The organism is Pectobacterium sp. CHL-2024 (assembly GCF_044751765.1).
Lineage (GTDB): Bacteria > Pseudomonadota > Gammaproteobacteria > Enterobacterales > Enterobacteriaceae > Pectobacterium > Pectobacterium brasiliense.
Genome location: NZ_JBIXKO010000014.1, coordinates 15,118 through 35,916 on the forward strand (window position 1 = coordinate 15,118; position 20,799 = coordinate 35,916).

Genomic DNA, 20,799 nt, shown 5'->3' on the forward strand with positions numbered 1-20,799 from the left:
AGAATTTGCAGGGATATTCTTTGTTTTTGACTAGGCCAATATGTCTGTAGATAGCCTGTTTACCCATAGTTCATCCCGATCTTACGCAGTAGTCAGTCATTTCTGAGTGTTGTTGATGCGTTGCTGAAAACCGCGTGAAAAAGCATCGATAGGCAAGATTTTCAGAATTATGAGCGGGATAGGACGCGTTAGTATTTGATAGTGTTGGTAGACAACGCATAGAATATGCGTGCCGATTTAACAGGATTTTTACGACAGGGAGGCTTGGTTTTTTGCTATGATTTTCTGTTCGCAGTTTACTGCCTCTTGCAAAGATAGCTTTTCGGTTGCTGGCCCATTGGGGAAAGCGAAGTGCGTAGTCTTATTCTGAAAAGCTCGTCTTGGAAGATCTTCTCCTTGTGCTCTTCGCTTCGTCGTCAATACTATTGGGGTGAAAAATTGGCTTTGTCGACTTGGTTATATTTTTATAAATAAACATATTGATGAGTAATATTTTGTTAGCAATGTCAGTTGGCTAGCGAATCTATGAAGTATTTACATAAAAGCAGAAGGCTTACGGATCCGGATATGTAGCCACAGGATGGTGTTCCGTACATTGTTTGACAGCGCATTGGTTGCTATAAGCCAAGGGCGGTAGCGTGTCTGATGCAAAACATTCACATAACGGGTTGATGATGGTGCAAAAATGCAAGAATTCATGGTGGTTTTCCTGAGTGCGTTTATTGCGTTGTTTCTGGCAAGAAAAGTAGCAATAAAAGTCGGGCTGGTGGATAAACCTAATGAGCGCAAGAGACACCGTGGTCATATTCCACTTGTTGGCGGTGTTTCTATCTATATGGCCCTCTGGGTTATGTATATTTTTGATCCTGCATGGCTCCCCGACTTCTCTCTTTACATGGTGTGTGCGACAGCATTATTAGTGGTAGGTGTTTTGGATGATCGCTTTGATCTTCCCGTTCTCCCTCGCGTTGGCTTACAAGCACTTGTCGCAGGTTTGATGATGTATTCTGGTTTATACCTTATCAGCCTGGGTCATGTGCTGTTCGGCTATGAGTTGTTTTTGGGAATCTTTGGGTACACCGTTACTCTATTTGCGGTATGGGGAGCGATTAATGCTTTCAACATGGTTGATGGTATTGATGGCTTACTCGGTGCGCTTTCTTGCGTTACGTTTGGTGCGCTAGCCGTCGTCTTTTATATTGGTGGACGCCACGAGTTAGCTCAATGGAGCCTATGTCTGCTAGCGGCGACATTGCCTTATATCCTATTGAATCTTGGTGTTCCGTGGGGGCTAAAGTTTAAAGTATTCATGGGAGATGCCGGAAGTACGCTCATCGGCTTTACTGTTATCTGGTTGCTAGTGCTGGCAACGCAGGGCAAAGAGGCCATAATCCGCCCTGTAACGGCATTGTGGCTGATCGCTGTTCCTTTAATGGATATGGTGACGATCATGGTACGGCGTATTCGCAGAGGTGATAGCCCCTTTAAACCCGATCGTGAGCATTTACATCATATTTTGATGCGTGCAGGATTGAGCTCTCGACAATCTTTGCTAGCAATTGTTTTGGCGGCTTTGTTTCTTGCCGCAGTGGGCATTATTGGTGAGCTTGGTGGTGTGATGGAACCTATCATGCTGAGCGCATTTCTGGTGATTTTTGTTGGCTATTTTTGGTCAATTACCCGAATATGGCGTCTACTGACGTGGTTTCGGCGTAGTAGCCATGGACACGTTGCTGTTGCGGAGAAAATGGAGCAACGGCGCTAATGCAATGAATTAGCTGTTTTTTACGTCCCACTCTGCGGGTTTATTTGAATAAAAGTCCTCTATAATAACGAGTTATTTTGTAGGGATTTGCGCGACATTTAATCATAAGCGATGGCATAAACAGGATGATAAAGCACAAGTTAAAATTGATACCCGCTGTGGTGTCCCTAGCCCTGCTTAGCGGCTGTACTCTAATCCCCGGTAGCCATTTATCCACTGGTGGTAAAGAAACTATCGAGCAGCAAGACGCTGATTTTAATATTGATAAGTTGGTCAATGTTTACCCGATGACGCCTTATCTAATCGAAAAGATGCGGCCTAAGCCTTTGATTGCGCAAAATAATCCTGCGCTGGAACGCGAGCTGGAAGGTTATGAATATCGCATCGGTATTGGCGATGTTATTATGGTTACAGTATGGGATCACCCTGAATTAACCACGCCTGCGGGAACATATCGTACCGCTGCGGATACGGGTAACTGGGTGCATTCTGATGGCACAATCTTCTATCCTTATATCGGAAAGGTGAAGGTTGCTGGTAAAACTGTGAGCGAAGTGCGTGACGAAATTATGGGGCGTTTAGCAACGTATATTGAGTCCCCTCAGGTTGATGTCAGTATTGCGGCTTTCCGTTCGCAGAAGGCGTATGTCTCCGGTGAGGTCAGCCAGTCAGGCCAGCAACCGATTACCAACGTGCCACTTACCGTCCTTGATGCGATAAACAACGCTGGCGGGCTAACCGAAAATGCGGACTGGCGAAATATTACTCTTACCCATGATGGTAAAGAACAGCGAATTTCTCTTCAGGCACTGATGCAAAACGGTGACCTTTCACAAAACCACCTCCTCTATCCTGGCGATATCCTCTATATTCCCCGTAATGATGACCTGAAAGTGTTCGTCATGGGCGAAGTTAAAAAGCAAAGCACCCTCAAAATGGATCGCAGCGGTATGACGCTGACCGAGGCATTGGGCAATGCAGAAGGCATGGATCAAACGCTTGCTGATGCAACGGGGGTATTTGTTATTCGCCCATTAAGAGGGACTCAAGGACCCAAAATGGCGAATATCTACCAGCTTAATGCAGCCGATGCCACAGCTATGGTTATGGGGACGGAGTTTCAGCTTCAACCTTACGATATTGTATATGTCACGAGCGCACCATTGGTTCGTTGGAATCGCTTGATATCACAATTGGTCCCAACTATTTCCGCATTCAATGAATTGACGGAAGGTGGTTTGCGTGTTCGTACTTGGCCATAGAGATAATTATGTTTGATTCAATATTGGTTGTCTGTGTAGGCAATATTTGCCGTTCCCCTACAGGGGAGCGGTTACTGAAGCAGGCTCTGCCTGAGAAAAAAATCGTTTCTGCCGGACTGGGTGCATTAGTTGGGAAGCCTGCCGATGCGACAGCGACTGAAGTAGCAAACCAACATAACCTTTCTCTCGAAGGGCATCAGGCGCAGCAATTAACGTCGACTTTGTGTCGTCAGTTTGATCTTATTCTCGTGATGGAAAAAGAACATATTGATGGCGTGTGCCGTATCGCCCCTGAAGTACGTGGTAAGACAATGTTATTTGGGCGCTGGTCGGAACAGCAGGAGATTGCTGATCCTTATCGTAAAAGTCGCGAAGCCTTTGAGTTTGTCTATTTGCAACTTGAGCAATCTGCTCAGAAGTGGGCACAAGCATTAAGCCGTTAACAAGTCAGGGAAACCCATGGCAGAGAAAATTTCAGTAAAAACAGCCGAAACAAATTCGGATGAGATTGATTTAGGTCGTTTGTTGGGAACACTGCTGGATAATCGCTGGTTAATTATTGGTGTTACGGCAGTTTTCACTATTATCGGTATTCTTTATGCCACGTTTGCGACGCCGATTTATAAAGCAGATGCGCTAGTTCAGGTAGAGCAAGGTTCAGGTAACGCGCTATTGAAAGATATCTCTAGCTCTTTACCTGATTCAAAACCTGAGTCAGCTGCCGAAATCGAAATTATAAAATCACGGATGGTCGTCGGTAAAACAGTAGATGATTTATCGCTGAGCATTGTTGTACAACAGAAATATTTTCCTATTTTTGGTAAAGGTTTTGCCCGCTTGATGGATGAGAAACCTGGAAGAATTGCTGTCTCTAGGTTGGAAGTACCCAAGTCGTGGCAAGATGAGGCAATCGAATTACGTATTCTTGACTCACAGACTTATGAAATTGAAGCTGGTGATACAGTAAAATTTGAAGGTAAAGTTGGACAAATAGCGAAGCACGATAATATTTCTTTATTGGTCAGCGATATTCAAGCAGAGGCTGGTACTGTTTTTCGTCTTCAGAAACTAAATTCACTTACAGCAATCAATAATATATTAAGTAAGTTTATAGTCGCTGATAAAGGCAAGGATACAGGTGTATTAGCTCTCAGCTTTGAAGGCGAAGATCCCGAGCTAACCAATAAAATATTAAATAGCATTAGCCATAATTATTTACAGCAAAACGTCGAGAGAAAATCAGAAGAAGCAGGGAAGAGCCTTGAGTTTCTTAAAGAGCAACTTCCGGATGTACGTTTAAATCTTGATAATGCTGATGATAAATTAAACACCTATCGTCAGGAAAATGAGTCTGTTGATTTATCGCTAGAAGCCAAAGCCGTTCTGGATACGATGGTTGCGATTGAAACACAGTTAAATGAGCTAACGTTTAAAGAAGCAGAAGTATCAAAGCTCTATACTAAACAGCATCCAACTTATCGTTCATTGATGGAAAAACGAAAAACGCTGGAAGATGAGCGTGAAAAGATCAATAAGCGTGTTGCTGCTATGCCAAAAACCCAGCAGGAAATATTACGCTTAATGCGAGATGTTAATGTTGGGCAAGAAGTGTACATGCAATTGCTGAATAAACAGCAGGAACTTAGTATCAATAAAGCAAGTACAGTGGGTAATGTTCGCATAATTGATCCCTCTGCTATTCAGCTAAGCCCGGTAAAACCCAAAAAAGTTCTGGTTGTATTACTAGCAATGTTGTTGGGCGGTATGATATCAACGGCATTTGTCGTGCTCAGAGCGGTGCTGCATAAAGGCATTGAAAGCCCTGAACAGCTTGAAGAAATGGGTATAAATGTCTATGCAAGTGTACCTTTGTCTGAATGGCAACAGAAGAAAGACCGGGTATTATTAACACGCTCGAATAAAAGCAACACGCGGTCTACTGAATTACTCGCGATTGGAAACCCTACCGACCTTGCTATTGAGGCGATTAGAAGTCTACGTACTAGCCTGCATTTTGCGATGATGGAGGCGAAGAACAATGTATTGATGATTTCTGGTGCTAGCCCAGCAATTGGTAAAACGTTTATCAGTGCTAACCTTGGTGCCGTTATTTCTCAATCTGGCCAACGCGTTCTTATTGTTGACTGTGATATGCGTAAAGGGTATGCCCATGAACTGATGGGAACGCAGAGTGTTGATGGTTTATCGGACATTTTATCTGGGCAGATAGCCGTAGAGAAAAGTATTCGAAAAACGGCAGTGGAAAATATGGATTTTATTCCTCGCGGACAAATTCCACCTAATCCGTCTGAACTTTTAATGCATAATCGGTTCCCAGAATTTATTAAGTGGGCTGCGGAGCATTACGATATTGTATTATTAGATACACCGCCAATACTCGCTGTAACCGATGCTGCTATTATTAGCCGTCATGCAGGGACATCCCTCTTAGTCGCACGTTTTGAAGTGAATACACTCAAAGAAATTGAGGTAAGTATTCGTCGCTTTGAACAGAATGGTGCAGAAATAAAAGGTGTCATTCTGAATGCCATCGTGAAACGTGCAGCAAGCTATTATGGCTATGGGAATTATCACTATTATACGTATGATTATAAATCAGAGAAAAATAGCTAATATTTCTCTATGAATTGAATTTTTCTTGTGATAACCGGATGTTCGCATCCGGTCTTCCTTATACCTCGCTGTAAATCATCTGTTGTAAATTTTCTATCAGATTTTATACCCAAAATTGATTTTCTATTGGAGTTGACCGTGAAAGGTATAATCCTTGCTGGTGGTTCAGGAACACGCCTTTACCCTATTACATTAGGCGTTTCAAAACAGCTACTGCCTATTTATGATAAACCGATGATCTATTATCCGCTATCTGTCCTTATGCTGGCTGGAATCCGGGATATTTTAATAATTACTACGCCGGAAGATCTGAGTGCATTTCAACGATTATTGGGCACCGGTGACGCTTTTGGCATTCGACTTTCTTATGCTGTCCAACCTAAACCAGAGGGATTGGCACAGGCATTTACTATTGGCGAGGAATTCCTGGCTGGCGATAGCTGCAGCCTGGTATTAGGCGATAATATATTTTTCGGACAAGGATTTAGTCCGGTGCTAAAACGCGTTGCTGCTAAGAAAACGGGTGCCACTGTATTTGGTTATCAAGTTATGGATCCGGAGCGGTTCGGCGTCGTTGAATTTGATGAGAATAAGAATGTACTTTCCATCGAGGAAAAACCTAAAAAAGCCAAATCGAACTGGGCCGTAACAGGTTTATATTTCTATGATAATCAAGTTGTTGAATTAGCCAAACAGGTAAAACCCTCCGAAAGAGGCGAGCTGGAGATTACGACACTTAATGAAATGTATCTGGAGCGCGGACAACTGGAAGTGGAATTTCTAGGGCGTGGTTTTGCCTGGTTGGATACAGGTACACATGATAGCTTAATCGAAGCCTCTACTTTTGTTGAAACAGTAGAGAAAAGGCAAGGAATGAAGATCGCGTGTTTGGAAGAAATTGCTTGGCGTAACGGATGGCTAACTAATTCACAATTACTGGATTCAGCAAATAGGCTGATTAAAAACCAGTATGGCCAATATCTAGAGAGACTCGTCAAGGATTTTCGGGATTAATTCAATGCAGATAAGACTGATACAATTACAAACGCATGGCGATGAGCGTGGTGCATTAGTTGCACTCGAGCAAGATAAAAACATCCCGTTTGAAATAAAACGCGTTTATTATTTATTTAAAACGAAAGCTGGGGTACGCAGAGGATTCCATGCTCATAAAGCGTTAAAGCAAGTCGCAATAGCTGTGCGGGGCTCTTGTCGTTTTTTACTCGATGATGGTACCGAGAAGGTAGACCTGCTGTTAGATAACCCGGCCCAGGGTCTTCTTATTGACTCATGCATTTGGCGGGAGATGTATGATTTTTCTGATGACTGTGTATTAATGGTATTGGCAGATCAGCCCTATGATGAATCTGATTATATTAGAAACTATGATGAGTTTTTATCAGGGGTGTGAAAATGAATGTTGTTGTTGCGGGTAAAAATAACATTGCAGTTGATTTTGTCGGATGGCTACTAGAAAAATATCCTGAAATAAAAGTATTTGGTGTCACTAATAGCACTGATAATGGATGCGATACATTTCAGCGCTCATACAAAAAATTCTGTCATTCTAATGGAATACCAACTTTATCGTTAGAAGATGCATATCTAGTTGAAGGGGTATTTATATCTTTAGAGTTTGACAAGATTATTGATACGAAGAAATTTAAGAAAAGTCATTGTTTCAATATTCATTTCTCAAATTTACCTAAATATAAAGGAATGTATACGTCTGCGTGGCCTATTATTAACGCAGAAGAAAAGACAGGCGTGACATTTCATGAAATCGATAATGGGATCGACACTGGGGATATCATATCTCAAAAGGAGTTCCTGCTTGATGAAAACGAAACAGCAGGATCTTTATATTTAAAGTATATCCATTATGGAACTAAATTGGTAAAAGACACGTTTCCTAAATTGTTAGAAGGGAAATATGAAAGGAAAAAGCAGAGTCATATCAATTCAAGTTACTACTCTAAAAAAAGCATTGACTATAAAAACATAAGAATAGAGTTAAATAGAACTGCGTTTCAAATAAAACAGCAAATCAATGCTTTCACTTTTCGCTATTATCAACTTCCTCAGATTTTGGGGTGTGATATTTTTGGTGCGAAAATATTGGATGATAAGTCATCATTAAAAGCTGGTTCGGTAGTTGAGGAAAGTAATAATTACATTATTCTGTCTTCAATTGACTATGATATTATGCTGTACAAAGATAATTTCTCTAAATTATTAGAATTGAGCAAGAATGCGACTTTTGAAGATCTTATTTTAGAAGCGCCGTTTCATAATATATTATTTGAGAAAAACCAAAAAGGATGGAGCCCTATCATCGTTGCTGCCTATCATGGGAATATCGAACTTATAAAAAAATTGGTGGGAATTGGGGCTGATATCAATGACACTAATTACAATGGTACGACTGTAGCAATGTACTTGAAGGACCACATTATAAAGAGCAAGAATTACCACCTAATGGAAGAGCTAGTAAACTTAGGTGCTGACTTGAATATCAAAGATTATAATGGGTTAAATGTTTTTGATTATCTTGAATTATCTAAAATAGATGAAGCTGAACAGAGAATTTTTAAGGAACTAAGATGATAAATTTTTTAGATTTAAAAAAAATCAATAATGAATATAAAAAAGATTTGTTAGCAGCTTTTGAAAAAGTAGTTGATTCAGGGTGGTATATTCAAGGCTCAGAACTTGCTTCTTTTGAAAAGGAATTTTCAAATTATTGTGGCGTAAAGCATGCAATAGGTGTGGCAAATGGATTAGATGCACTTATTTTAACCTTTCGAGCATGGATAGAGCTTGGGAAGCTAAAAGAAGGGGATGAAGTTATTGTCCAGGCGAACACTTATATTGCTTCAGTTTTAGCGATTACTGAAAATAAATTGGTACCAGTTCTGGTAGAACCCGATCCAGATACTTATAACTTATCTTCTGAAAAAATAAGAGCAGCGATAACAGATAAGACAAAAGCAATTTTGCCTGTTCATCTCTACGGAAAAGTAAGCCCGATGGATGATATCTTAACGATTGCTAAAGAATATAACCTTTTGATATTGGAAGATTGTGCCCAGGCTCACGGCGCTATTTTTGATGGTAAAAAAGTTGGTGGATGGGGCGATGCAGCCGGTTTCAGTTTTTACCCAGGTAAGAATCTTGGTGCGCTTGGCGATGCTGGAGCGATAACCACAAACGATGATGAATTGGCTGAAACATTAATGGCCTTACGTAACTATGGCTCACATAAAAAATACGAAAACCTTTATCAAGGCGTTAATAGTCGGCTTGATGAACTTCAGGCTGCTTTTCTTTCCGTGAAGCTAAAGTCGCTAGATGAAAGTAATAGAAGAAGACAAGAAATTGCAAGTCTGTACTGCTCTGGAATAAAAAACGATCTCATTAAATTACCTATATATCCTGAAAAATTTGAAGAACATGTTTGGCACTTATTTGTTGTTGAGTGTGATAATCGCAGTAAGTTTCAGGCTTATCTCACCGAACGCGGTGTACAAACTTTAATTCATTACCCTACACCACCACACCTCCAAGAGGCTTACAGCAATTTAGGTTTTTCTGAAGGTGATTTTCCAATTACAGAACGCATACATGAACAGGTACTCAGCCTGCCGATGGGACCAATTCTGACGGATTCGGACATACAGGAAGTTATTACCGTTATTAATGAGTACCAAGGATGAAAAAACTACTCTCTGTGACTTTTTTCAGTGGGTTACTAACGCTGGCAAGAATGGGAAGTGGTTTTATTATTGCTAAAGTTGTTGCCATTTACACCGGCCCTGCGGGAATGGCGATGCTGGGCCAGATTCAAAGTATGATCGTGAGCCTAAATGGAATTGTTAATGCTCCAGTCGGTAGTGGATTGGTCCGTTACACAGCTGAATATGAAAAACAGGGAATCGGCGCTTGTTCACCCTGGTGGAAGGCGAGTGCTTGGTGGCTGGTGGTTATTTTATGTATTGTGATGCCGAGTGGATTTGTGTTTGCAAGGCCGCTTGCAGAATGGTTATTTCGTGATCCAGATTATGCCTGGATAATCTGGGCTGCATCAGCAATGTTACCATTGGCTGCTATTGGGACATTAGTCAACTCTGTGGTTAATGGCTATCAGCAATATCGCCTTTATATAATGCTTGGCGCAATCTCAACAGCAGTATCATGCATATTAATGATCACTCTGGTTGTTTCATTTGGAATAACCGGAGCATTGTTAGCCGCAGCTATACAAACGGGGTTAATTGGGATTGTACTTTTATGCGGGGTGTTACGCCAACCGTGGGTAGCATTACGTTTTTGGTGGGGAAATGGGGGTGTCGATAAGGAGCATAAAAAGAGAATAGGTGGGTATATTTTAATGGCCATTACCTCTTCTCTAACAGTACCTATCGCGTTAATTGCTGTACGTAATATTTTGGTCTCTAATGTTGGCTGGGAAAGTGCAGGACAATGGCAAGCCGTATGGAAGATTTCTGAGGTTTACCTCGGTGTAATAACAATAGCATTGAGTACATACTTTTTGCCTAAGTTGTCAACATTGAAAGATGTAAAAGATATAAAAAAAGAAATTAATCAAACACTACTCATCATTATTCCTGTTGTTTCCTTGATGGCTGTTTGTGTTTATTTTTTAAGAGACGTTGCTATATCTTTGCTATTCACTGAGCAATTTAGAGATGCTAGGGATCTGTTTGCTATCCAATTGGTTGGTGATGTCATAAAAATCGTCAGTTGGCTTTATGCATACCCTATGATTTCTAGAGGTGCGACAAAATGGTTTATTTTTACAGAGATATTTTTTAGTGGGCTATTTGTCGTCTTGTCATACTTCTTGATTGATGCATATGGTACGCAAGGCGCGAATTTGGCTTATTTGATTAACTACTTATTATACATGATCTTTGTAAGCCTTAATCTAAACAGAGTTTGTCGTCATCGTGTTTAAATATAGTGTCTTGGCAATTATTGGTGGTTGAAGGTAAATAAGGTTATTATGTCAATAAATAATTTAGTTAGTGTTATTATTCCTGTATATAATCATGAAAAATATGTGGTGGACTCTATAACTAGTGTTTTAAATCAAAGTTACTCACCTGTTGAGATCTTGGTTTTAAACGATGGGTCGACTGACAATTCTCATGAAAAAATTTCTGAATTAAAAAAACATCATGATTTTATTTATATAAACAAAGCCAATGAAGGGTTATCTAAAACCCTAAAGAGAGGCCTTGAACTATGCACTGGAGACTACTTTGCTATTCTGGCCTCAGATGACATGTGGCTGGAAAAAAAACTTGAAGAACAAATCAAGTACATGAACGCCCATGACTCTTGTGTTGCATGCTGTGCTCAGGTGAATGTGATTGATGAGTTTAACAATGTCACACCGGGAGAAGTTAGAGAGAAGGTCGAAGTTTTTGATTTTGAAAGAATTATGACTGAAGGATATAATATACCTCCAGCGACAATACTGATTCGTCGAGATAAATTGACTGAGGATAATTTCAGAGAAGATTTAAAGGTCGAAGACCTATACTTATGGCTTAGCTTGACAGTCAATGGTGGCACGTTGGATGTTTTGCCTCAAAATTTAGCTAACTATCGTATTCATAGCCATAACACAACAGGGAATCTTGCTCTTATAGCTGAATATCATCACAAGACAATAGATCTTTTTAAAAATGAGAAAGTATACAAACGCTCAAAAATAGAATGGAGTAAGTTTTCCTTTAGGCAATTAACTAGAAAATATAAAGCATACTCATTAAAATTTATTTTCCCGGATGTTCGGTTTTTTCTAAGTAGTAGCTTTTTGATCGGTTTTATTAAACTGGTTTTTATCTGGAAAAAATAAAATGATTGACTTGCGTTCATTAAATAACAAAGTAACAGGTCCGTTTGGAAAGGGATTTTACAAATTTATTTTTCTATTTTCTTTTTTTTATTTTATAATTATCCCCTTTGTATTGTCAGAGTTCGATATATATTCTATCTTTGCTTTTGTAATATCGCTCACTGGCGCATTGTCTTTCTTTTTATCTTACTCTCACAATAGAAAATTCCTTTGGTTTGAAAGAGACCTTATTTCGCGCAAAGAGTTTATACTAAACATATTTATAATTATTGCGTTTTTATTAATTCTTTCTGGTTTACTAAGTACTTTCTTTCTCAAAGATAATCTGGTCGGGGATGATATTGATTACACTAGTTCATTCTCCGATAACAACCCGTATTTAACTATTTTATATATACTAAAAACCACGTTTGTTACACTTTTTCTATTTTTCTATATAAAAGGAAGTAGAGCAAGATATTGGTTATGCTTTTCACTGTCTTTACTTAGTGTGCTTGATTCCCCTACCAGGATGTTGATCATCCAACAAATAATAATATGGGGGTTTTATGGACATTACTTTAAAATTTTCACTGTGAAGTTTTATCATTATTTATTAATTGCGGTCTGTGCACCTTTCCTAATGCTTGTTCTGCTTTTGAAGCGCGGAAGGGGAGAGAATAATGATGTGATGTTTATTGTTGAACGGTTATTAGATTCTGATTTTTATGACATAAAGAATTTAATTGTCACTGCGCTAGAATCGTTTAACTCATTTGAGATGTATATTAATATAATAAAAGACTCATTTATAAGAATCGAAAACGGAGTCTTACGAACACCTTTTATGTTTGTGCCACGCAGTATATGGCCAGATAAACCCGAGAGCATATCCAGGGTGATTTCATTTAGTTATAATCCATCTCAATATAATACAGGCGGTGGAACAGTCGCTACGTTGTTTGGTGACATGTATATCAATGGTGGCTTTATCGCTGTTATTATTCTGTGTGGTTTTTTAGGGTTCTTTGCACGATTAATCTATAATACGGCATCTTACACAAAAGAGTCTTATTATGCAGAGTGCTTTAAAGTAGCTCTTTATTCATTCTTTACATATTACACGCTACACTTCTATCGTGGGTTCTTTAGCGAAATGTTATGGCAGTTATTGTTAGTGATAATGTCTCTTTTCTTTCTACGAGTATTGTTTTTTAGACGAACTTAACAAAATCTCTTTGTCGGACACTTATTTTTCGATATAAATTTTTGATTTAATATAAAAAGGAGCTGTATGTTTAGGTTCTTTGTTAGGATGTTGCATTGCATTCTCCCGACATCTCGCTTTTTCTCTTTAAGACGGTTCCTCCTCAAGCTTGTTAAAGTTCATGTCGGTGATAAGGTATGTTATTGCGGTGGCGGTGGTATCTACGGTAATGGAGAGGTATTCTTAGGGGACGATGTTTGGCTCAGTCCCAATGTTAGAATATATTCTAATGTTATGGCTGTTGTGACAATAAAGAGTAATTGCGATATTGGTCATGAAGTTAGTTTCATTACTGGTTCTCATGAAATCGGTGGTAGTGAAAGAAGAGCTGGCAAAGGAACCGCAGCCTCAATTATTGTGGAAGAGGGATGTTGGATTGGAGCTCGAGCAGTTATATTGGGCGGCGTTACGATAGGCAAAGGCGCTATTGTTGCTGCAGGCTCTGTCGTCACTGATGATGTTCCTCCAAATTCTTTGGTTGCTGGTGTGCCCGCTAAGGTTAAGCGTATTTTGCCATGAAGAAAATTATTATCGTTTGTAATGCTATTGATGACGTGGTTAGAAGTGAAAGAAATATAACAACAGATAGCCCAGCAGCATCCCGAAAGGTATTTATGCTTGCTGATGCATTAGCTGATACTGACGTACATGTTGACATTGTTAGCATGGGGCGAGGAAAGGCAAATGGTGGTTTTAAATTTTATAATCTTAAAAAAATAAAAAATGGTAATGTAAATATTACCTATCTACCTTTTACCCATATTCGTTTCTTTTCCGAGTTACTAACTTTCCTTTATTTAGCTATTATTACTGCTTGTTCTATAGCTAAAGGAGGATACTCAGATAAAGCGGTCATTTTCTATAATCGTCTACCTGCTTACATTTTAAGTCTCTTTGTTTCAGTGATTTTTAGAGCAAAAAGAATCATAGATATTGAAGATGGAGAGATTGTCTCTAATGAAAGAAAATCACTCAAAAATAAAGTTAAGTCAATCGTCCCTTGGCTCTATGATACCTTTTGCAAAAAAGATGGTGCAATGCTCGCATGTTCTGCACTGTCTTCGATGACAAAAATAGAACATACAACCTGTTATTACGGCACCGTGAGTCCTGTGATAAGAGAAACCACCGTATTTGATAAAAATAAGGTATCTATTTTATTGTCTGGGTCCTTATCTGAGGACACAGGTGCTGAGCGATTATCCAATGCAATTCGTTTGATGCGTTCAGAGAGTCAACGTTGGCGTAATGTTCAGTTTGAAATTTCCGGACAGGGCCCGTCTTTACAGAGCTTCCAGGATCTAATGAACGGTGAGGGATTTCCTGCTGTTCGTGTCCATGGAAGACTGAGTAACTCTGATTATCATGACCTGTTGGTTAATTGTGATGTTGGGCTTGCATTGAAGCCGATAATCGGATCTCTTGCCAATACGACGTTTCCATCTAAAGTTGTAGAATATGCGAACTCTGGCCTGCTGGTGATATCAACGGACATCAGTGATGTTCGCCATGTCTTGGGGGCAGATGGTGCTATTTTCTTGAGTACTGATTCAGAAGACGAAATCATAAATGCCTTTGATAAGGTTATTCATGATATAGCCTGGTCTAGAAAAACTGCTGAGGAAGGAAAAAATAATGTTCTTAATTTGCTGGCGCCTGAATGTGCAAGTAATAAATTGATGAATTTTATTTTTCGTAATTCTTGACTATCCAATGCCAGGTGTTTTTATGTATGACATTATATTTGTTACACATCTCCCCGCTTTTTATAAAATAAATCTTTATAACGAAATTGCAAAAAACAAAAAAATTCTTGTTTTGTTTATTTCTAGCGGGTCTGAAATAAGAAATGACGATTTTATTAAAGGTACAATGAATTTTGAATATAAATTCATTAATCAAGGCGGTTTCGAATTAAGGAAAAAATATTCCTCTTTGTTTCAGCTATTGAAATTACTGCGATCTGTTCAGTATCAAAAGATTGTCATAGGCGGCTGGGATCTCATTGAATTTTGGGGGATCGCTTTCACTAGCCCACGTAAGAAAAACGCAGTTGTGATCGAATCTACGCGTTATGAGAGTCTGGTTTCTGGATTGAAAGGTAAAATCAAGAAGCTGTTTCTAAGCCGAATCTCAACGGCTTTTTGTAGTGGTGCACCTCATAGAGAACTCATTGAGTCACTGTCTTTCCCTGGTGAGATTATAACTACCTACGGAGTAGGGCTGAACAATCACGCTATGCATAGTCATGCTAAACATGATAAGCATACCTATCGTGGCCGATTTTTGTATGTTGGTCGATTATCTGAAGAAAAAGGTTTAGATTTTCTTTTGGATTTTTTCTGCCAGCAGCCGGAGTTGTCATTGACCATTGTTGGCGATGGCCCACAGCGAGAAAGTTTAGAACGCAAGGCTGGTGAGAATATTCAGTTCAAGGGTTATGTTAATAATTCTGAGCTAAATTCTATTTTTGTGGAGCACGATGTTTTTATTTTCCCTTCAACATCTGAACCATGGGGACTGGTTGTTGAAGAAGCGCTGGTATATGGTTTACCTGTCATTTGTTCAGATAAAGTTGGATGTGGACAGGATCTCGTCGAAGCCTATAAAGCAGGAATAATTTTCAGCGCTAATAATACTGCATCACTAAGCAATGCTATATCGGAAATGGGTGAGCGATATGATGAGTTTTGTTCAAATACTTCAATGATAAATTTTAGTGAAATTAATAAAAAACAAATAGAGTCATATTACTGATGGTTAAAGTAAAACTGATCTCCTTCTCCTTATCTAAGGGGGGGGCTGCAATTGCAGCAAAAAAATTTGGTCATTTACTTTTAAAAGACGGAGTCGGAGTTGATTTTATCAATCAGGATAACTCTGGAAGGTGGTCTTTTTTTAAACGACTAATCTCTTTTATCTTAGTGAAGATGCAGTTTGATAATAATCCAATAAAGCACTCCCTTAATTTTTTTTCCTATAAACCCGTCGTCGATTCTTTTAATTACGCCAATGACATTCATCATTTTCATTGGATAAACAATGATACATTGAGCGTTTTTGATTTTGATAAGATTCCGCAAGATTCGATCTTTACATTACACGATGAATGGCTGTATTGCGGTGTTGAGCATTATGTTAAGGTTGATCCCGATTGTAAAAATGGCAGTGATGGATTGGATCTTGATTTTATACATGGATATAAATTTTTCAAAAAAGGGATTAAGGGAGTCAATTGGTCTTTTTATATTTGGAAAATTAAAAAGAAAGCGTTGAGTAAAAGAAAGGATATTGTTTATACCGTTCCTTCTTTGTGGATGTTTGACAGAGCTAAAAAAAGTCAAATATTAAAAGATGCTGATATTAGATTACTGCCTAATCCAATAGATATTGATGTTTTTAAGCCATTGAGTGCGCTAGAACGTAATGAATTTAGATATAAAATGGGCTTTTCCGAGAGTGATTTTTTGATTATTTTTGGCGCAATTGGCGGTAATAAAAACCCGATAAAAGGCGGAAAGCAGCTTGAAGAATCTTTGAATCATTTGAAGTCGTTGATATCAGACACCGATCGTCAACGGATTCGACTGATAATTTTTGGTAGTGCAGAAAAATCATCGGAAGCGTTTTCGGGTTTTTCATGCTCACGGGTTGGTCATATTACTGACCCTACGGAGTTATCTGCGCTTTACTCGGCAGCTGATTGTGCCGTAATCCCATCTCTTGTTGAATCCTTCGGACAAGTCGCTGCTGAGGCTTTGGCTAGCGAAACACCCGTGGTTTGTTTTGAAACATCTGGTCTGAAAGATATTGTTATAAATGGGCGTACAGGATTTACTGTTGAGTCGTTTGATACTTATGCTTTTGCCAACGCTATAAAAGATATGTTTTTCCTTTCAACAGAAGAAAGGAAGAGTATGGCACGTTTAGGTAGAAATTTTGTTGTAGAAAATTTCTCCTATAGCATTATCAGTGAAAATTATTTTTCATTAATTAATGAAGTCAATAGCAAGAAGCTAAATAACCTTGTGAAATAGTTTTTTATTAGGAATATACATGAAAAAGGCAATTATTAGTGGTATTACTGGTCAAGATGGTTCTTATTTGGCTGAGTTTCTTCTAGAAAAAGGTTATGAAGTTCATGGAATTGTAAGAAGGGCATCCTCTTACAATACAACTCGTATTGATCATATTAGTGATGAATATAGTCAGAATCTTCATTTACATTATGGAGACTTGACGGATACCTCTAACCTGGTTCGTCTTGTTAAAGAAATTGAGCCCGATGAATTTTATAATCTCGGCGCTCAATCGCATGTTGCTGTGTCTTTTGAATCACCTGAATATACGGCTGATGTTGATGCTATTGGCACATTGCGTATTCTTGAGGCGATTCGTATTAATGGGTTAGAGAAAAAGACGCGTTTTTATCAGGCATCAACATCTGAGCTTTACGGCTTGGTTCAAGAGATTCCTCAGCGAGAAACTACGCCATTTTACCCTCGCTCCCCTTATGCTGTAGCGAAACTATATGCATATTGGATCACGGTAAACTACCGTGAATCATATGAGATGTATGCATGTAACGGTATTCTCTTCAACCATGAGTCTCCTCGCCGTGGTGAGACATTCGTTACTCGTAAAATAACTCGCGCTATCGCCAATATCTCTCAGGGACTAGAGTCTTGCTTGCATTTGGGAAATATGGACTCATTGCGTGACTGGGGTCATGCTAAAGACTACGTTCGTATGCAATGGCTAATGTTGCAGCAAGATCACCCAGAGGATTTTGTCATTGCAACGGGTTACCAAATTACGGTGCGTGAATTTGTGCGCATGTCTGCATTAGAAGCAGGAATTGAGCTCGAGTTTAGCGGTAGCGGTGTTGATGAAATTGCTACTGTAAAAGCAATCACGGGAGATAACGCGCCTGCGGTTAAAGTCGGCGATGTTATCGTCAAAGTAGATCCACGTTACTTTAGACCGGCAGAAGTTGAAACGCTTCTGGGTGATCCAGCAAAAGCGAAAGAGAAATTGGGCTGGGTTCCAGAAATCACTGTAAATGAAATGTGTGCCGAAATGGTTGCTTCAGATCTGGATAACGCGAAACAGCATGTCTTACTCAAGCAACACGGATTTGACGTATCTATTTCTGTGGAGAGATAAGAATGAAAAAACGCGTTTATGTTGCTGGCCATCGGGGTATGGTCGGCTCTGCAATTGTGAGACAACTCCAGACCAGAAATGATATCGAGATAGTCGTCCGCACGCGCGATGAGTTGGATCTCTTATCACAGGACGCAGTCAAAAGTTTCTTTGCCAACGAGCATATTGATGAAGTTTATCTTGCGGCTGCGAAAGTGGGTGGTATTCATGCGAATAACACTTATCCTGCAGAATTTATTTATGAAAATTTAATGATTGAAAGCAATATCATAAATTATGCACACCAATCAGGTGTACATAAATTGCTTTTTTTAGGCTCTTCATGCATTTATCCTAAACTTGTTGAACAGCCGATGAAAGAATCGGCTCTACTAACTGGTATTTTGGAGTCAACGAACGAGCCCTATGCTATTGCCAAGATTGCCGGAATAAAATTATGCGAGTCATATAACCGACAATATGGCAGAGATTATCGCAGCGTAATGCCAACTAATCTCTATGGCGAAAATGATAACTTCCATCCTGAAAATTCTCATGTCATTCCGGCATTAATGCGCCGTTTTCATGAAGCTAAAGTTTTAAATTCCCCTGAAGTTGTCGTATGGGGGAGTGGCAAACCGATGCGAGAATTTTTGTTTGTAGACGATATGGCAGCAGCCTCAATTCATGTAATGGAATTGGATAAGAACGTCTATGATTCTCATACTGATCCTATGCTGTCACATATCAACGTCGGTACAGGTGTTGACTGTACTATCGGTGAAATGGCTAACACGATGGCAAAGGTTGTTGGGTACCAAGGACAAGTAGTATTTGATGCCAGTAAACCTGATGGCACACCAAGAAAATTAATGGATGTCTCCAGGTTAAAAAAACTAGGGTGGCAATATAAAGTAGAATTAGAAGAAGGGTTGTTAAAAACATACCATTGGTTTTTGGCTAATCAAAATTCTTTTAGGAAATAATATGGCAGAGTTCCTGGAAAGAAATCTTTTTAAAACAATTGTTGAAAAGACTCCTCTGATATCTATCGATTTTGTCATTGAGAATAAACGTGGTCATATTTTGTTAGGGAAACGACTTAACCTTCCTGCAAAAAATTACTGGTTTGTTCCCGGAGGAAGAATACGAAAAGATGAGACCATTTCCAGTGCCTTCACTCGGTTGGCATTAGATGAGTTAAATGTGAATGCAACATTTGACTCAGCAAATTTTATTGCACCTTATGAACACTTTTATACAGATAATTTTTCTGGCGATGATTTTTCTACCCATTATGTTGTTCTGGCCTACAAGTTAAATCTTGATATTGATTTATCTCAACTTCCAAATAAACAACATGATAATTATAACTGGTTCGAAATTGACCAATTGTTGTCAAGTCCAGACGTTCATGAAAATACTAAGAATTATTTCTTGAAATAAGGGTGGTTTATGATTTTACCAGTTATTATGGCAGGCGGCTCGGGCTCTCGCTTATGGCCTCTGTCACGAACATTATATCCAAAGCAATTTCTATCTTTAATCAGTAACTTAACAATGTTGCAAGATACTGTAATGAGATTGCATGATATAGAACATAAGTCGCCTCTTTTTATTTGCAATGAGGCACACCGGTTTATTGTCGCTGAGCAACTGCGACAAAAAAGCATAAAACATAGCGGGATCATTTTAGAGCCTGTAGGACGTAATACAGCTCCTGCTATTGCTCTGGCTGCACTGCAGGCTATTCAAAATGGTGATGATCCGATCCTACTGGTCCTGGCTGCCGATCATGCTATACAAAATGAAGATGCATTTGTCGCGGCAGTTTCGTCAGCGATTACACATGCATCAAAAGGTAAGTTAGTGACTTTTGGTATCGTGCCTGATCGACCTGAGACCGGTTATGGCTATATTCGCAGAGGCTCATCGATTGAGAGTGCTTTTACCGTAGCTTCCTTTGTCGAGAAACCAGATGCGGTTAGTGCTCAAAACTATCTGGATTCGGGTGAGTATTACTGGAATAGCGGTATGTTTATGTTTAAAGCATCCCGCTATTTGAAAGAGCTAGAGTGCCATAGTCCTGAAATATACAACGCATGCAGTAAGTCGATCGAAGGCATTAATAAGGACTTAGACTTTATTCGCTTAGATAGTAAGGCTTTCCACATTTGCCCAGATGACTCCATTGACTACGCCGTTATGGAAAAAACGAGCGATGCAGTGGTCGTCCCGATGGATGCCAGCTGGAGTGATGTGGGATCATGGTCCGCCTTATGGGACATTGCAGAAAAAGATAAAAATGGAAATGCGATTCGCGGGGATGTGTTAACTGAGAAAACAAATAATAGTTACATCTATTCTCAGAATAAACTTGTTGCAACGGTGGGTATTGATAACCTTATTGTTGTTGAGACGAAAGATGCCGTTTTAGTGGCGAATAAAGATAGCGTCCAGGATGTTAAGGCTATAGTAGAGAAATTGAAACGTTCTGAGCGCTGCGAATACTTGCAGCATCGCGAGGTTTTCCGCCCATGGGGATCCCATGATCAAATCGCGGAAGGAGAGCGTTATCATGTTAAACGGGTTGTCGTAAAACCTGGGGAAAGAACGGCGACACAGCTCCATTATCACCGGGCAGAGCATTGGGTTGTTGTTTCAGGGACAGCTAAAGTCCATCGGGGTGATGAAGTGCACCTAGTCTCAGAAAACGAGTCAATTTATATACCAATTGGTACATCACATGCGATCGAAAATCCTGGGAAAGTGATGTTGGAAATTATAGAGGTTCGCAGTGGCGCTTATTTAGGTGAGGATGACGTATTGCGTGTCGGCACTATTAGTGTAGGGTATTAAA

19 protein-coding genes are annotated in these 20,799 nt (G+C 39.4%); all 19 read left to right on the forward strand.

What is annotated here, in order from left to right; all coding sequences use genetic code 11:
- The first annotated feature begins 685 nt into the window (after window positions 1-685).
- The 19 genes from wecA to ACIPUG_RS17300 all read left to right on the forward strand — a co-directional run bounded on the left by wecA (window position 686) and on the right by ACIPUG_RS17300 (window position 20,798).
- On the forward strand, window positions 686-1,765 hold the full coding sequence (wecA, locus tag ACIPUG_RS17210) for a UDP-N-acetylglucosamine--undecaprenyl-phosphate N-acetylglucosaminephosphotransferase (protein WP_039468166.1): 1,080 nt from the start codon (window positions 686-688) through the stop codon (window positions 1,763-1,765).
- A 125-nt stretch (window positions 1,766-1,890) separates the two neighbouring features.
- Window positions 1,891-3,027 (forward strand): polysaccharide export protein, encoded by a 1,137-nt coding sequence (locus tag ACIPUG_RS17215; RefSeq protein WP_039468169.1) that lies wholly within the window; start codon window positions 1,891-1,893, stop codon window positions 3,025-3,027.
- An 8-nt stretch (window positions 3,028-3,035) separates the two neighbouring features.
- Window positions 3,036-3,470 (forward strand): protein-tyrosine-phosphatase, encoded by a 435-nt coding sequence (locus ACIPUG_RS17220; protein ID WP_014914720.1) that lies wholly within the window; start codon window positions 3,036-3,038, stop codon window positions 3,468-3,470.
- 16 nt (window positions 3,471-3,486) lie between these two features.
- Window positions 3,487-5,661, forward strand: a complete 2,175-nt coding sequence (gene wzc / locus ACIPUG_RS17225) for a tyrosine-protein kinase Wzc (RefSeq protein ID WP_014914721.1) — start codon at window positions 3,487-3,489, stop codon at window positions 5,659-5,661.
- A 138-nt stretch (window positions 5,662-5,799) separates the two neighbouring features.
- Window positions 5,800-6,675, forward strand: a complete 876-nt coding sequence (gene rfbA / locus ACIPUG_RS17230; RefSeq protein ID WP_014914722.1) for a glucose-1-phosphate thymidylyltransferase RfbA — start codon at window positions 5,800-5,802, stop codon at window positions 6,673-6,675.
- Window positions 6,676-6,679: 4 nt separating this feature from the next.
- Window positions 6,680-7,072 (forward strand): FdtA/QdtA family cupin domain-containing protein, encoded by a 393-nt coding sequence (locus tag ACIPUG_RS17235; RefSeq protein ID WP_010296768.1) that lies wholly within the window; start codon window positions 6,680-6,682, stop codon window positions 7,070-7,072.
- 2 nt (window positions 7,073-7,074) lie between these two features.
- Entirely contained in the window at window positions 7,075-8,268 is a 1,194-nt protein-coding gene (locus ACIPUG_RS17240; RefSeq protein ID WP_400339412.1) for a formyltransferase family protein, read from the forward strand.
- Window positions 8,265-9,377: a DegT/DnrJ/EryC1/StrS family aminotransferase gene (locus ACIPUG_RS17245; RefSeq protein ID WP_400339415.1), complete on the forward strand. Its 1,113-nt coding sequence runs from the start codon at window positions 8,265-8,267 to the stop codon at window positions 9,375-9,377. Before ACIPUG_RS17240 ends, ACIPUG_RS17245 begins: the two co-directional genes overlap by 4 nt.
- The gene (locus tag ACIPUG_RS17250) at window positions 9,374-10,639 is read left to right on the forward strand and encodes an O-antigen translocase (protein WP_400339417.1); all 1,266 of its coding nucleotides are present in this window, start codon (window positions 9,374-9,376) and stop codon (window positions 10,637-10,639) included. Before ACIPUG_RS17245 ends, ACIPUG_RS17250 begins: the two co-directional genes overlap by 4 nt.
- Window positions 10,640-10,687: 48 nt before the next feature.
- On the forward strand, window positions 10,688-11,548 hold the full coding sequence (locus ACIPUG_RS17255; protein ID WP_039468178.1) for a glycosyltransferase: 861 nt from the start codon (window positions 10,688-10,690) through the stop codon (window positions 11,546-11,548).
- Between the two features lies 1 nt (window position 11,549).
- Complete coding sequence (locus tag ACIPUG_RS17260) at window positions 11,550-12,755, forward strand: oligosaccharide repeat unit polymerase (RefSeq protein WP_400339419.1); 1,206 nt, start codon at window positions 11,550-11,552, stop codon at window positions 12,753-12,755.
- An 87-nt stretch (window positions 12,756-12,842) separates the two neighbouring features.
- A complete protein-coding gene (locus tag ACIPUG_RS17265; RefSeq protein ID WP_400339422.1) occupies window positions 12,843-13,313 on the forward strand; it encodes a DapH/DapD/GlmU-related protein in 471 nt (156 codons plus the stop codon).
- Window positions 13,310-14,500, forward strand: coding sequence for a glycosyltransferase (locus ACIPUG_RS17270; RefSeq protein ID WP_400339423.1), 1,191 nt, complete (start codon window positions 13,310-13,312; stop codon window positions 14,498-14,500). Before ACIPUG_RS17265 ends, ACIPUG_RS17270 begins: the two co-directional genes overlap by 4 nt.
- Before the next feature lie 22 nt (window positions 14,501-14,522).
- Window positions 14,523-15,551: a glycosyltransferase gene (locus tag ACIPUG_RS17275; RefSeq protein ID WP_205564421.1), complete on the forward strand. Its 1,029-nt coding sequence runs from the start codon at window positions 14,523-14,525 to the stop codon at window positions 15,549-15,551.
- Window positions 15,551-16,831 carry a glycosyltransferase gene (locus ACIPUG_RS17280; RefSeq protein ID WP_400339426.1) on the forward strand — a complete coding sequence of 427 codons (1,281 nt, stop codon included), beginning with the start codon at window positions 15,551-15,553 and terminating at the stop codon, window positions 16,829-16,831. The genes ACIPUG_RS17275 and ACIPUG_RS17280 overlap by 1 nt, the downstream gene beginning before the upstream one ends.
- Before the next feature lie 19 nt (window positions 16,832-16,850).
- Entirely contained in the window at window positions 16,851-17,960 is a 1,110-nt protein-coding gene (gmd, locus tag ACIPUG_RS17285) for a GDP-mannose 4,6-dehydratase (protein WP_014914734.1), read from the forward strand.
- Between the two features lie 2 nt (window positions 17,961-17,962).
- On the forward strand, window positions 17,963-18,925 hold the full coding sequence (locus ACIPUG_RS17290) for a GDP-L-fucose synthase (protein ID WP_014914735.1): 963 nt from the start codon (window positions 17,963-17,965) through the stop codon (window positions 18,923-18,925).
- A 1-nt stretch (window position 18,926) separates the two neighbouring features.
- A complete protein-coding gene (locus ACIPUG_RS17295; protein WP_039468195.1) occupies window positions 18,927-19,385 on the forward strand; it encodes a GDP-mannose mannosyl hydrolase in 459 nt (152 codons plus the stop codon).
- 9 nt (window positions 19,386-19,394) lie between these two features.
- Window positions 19,395-20,798: a mannose-1-phosphate guanylyltransferase/mannose-6-phosphate isomerase gene (locus tag ACIPUG_RS17300; protein ID WP_039468198.1), complete on the forward strand. Its 1,404-nt coding sequence runs from the start codon at window positions 19,395-19,397 to the stop codon at window positions 20,796-20,798.
- The last annotated feature ends 1 nt before the right edge of the window (window position 20,799 follow it).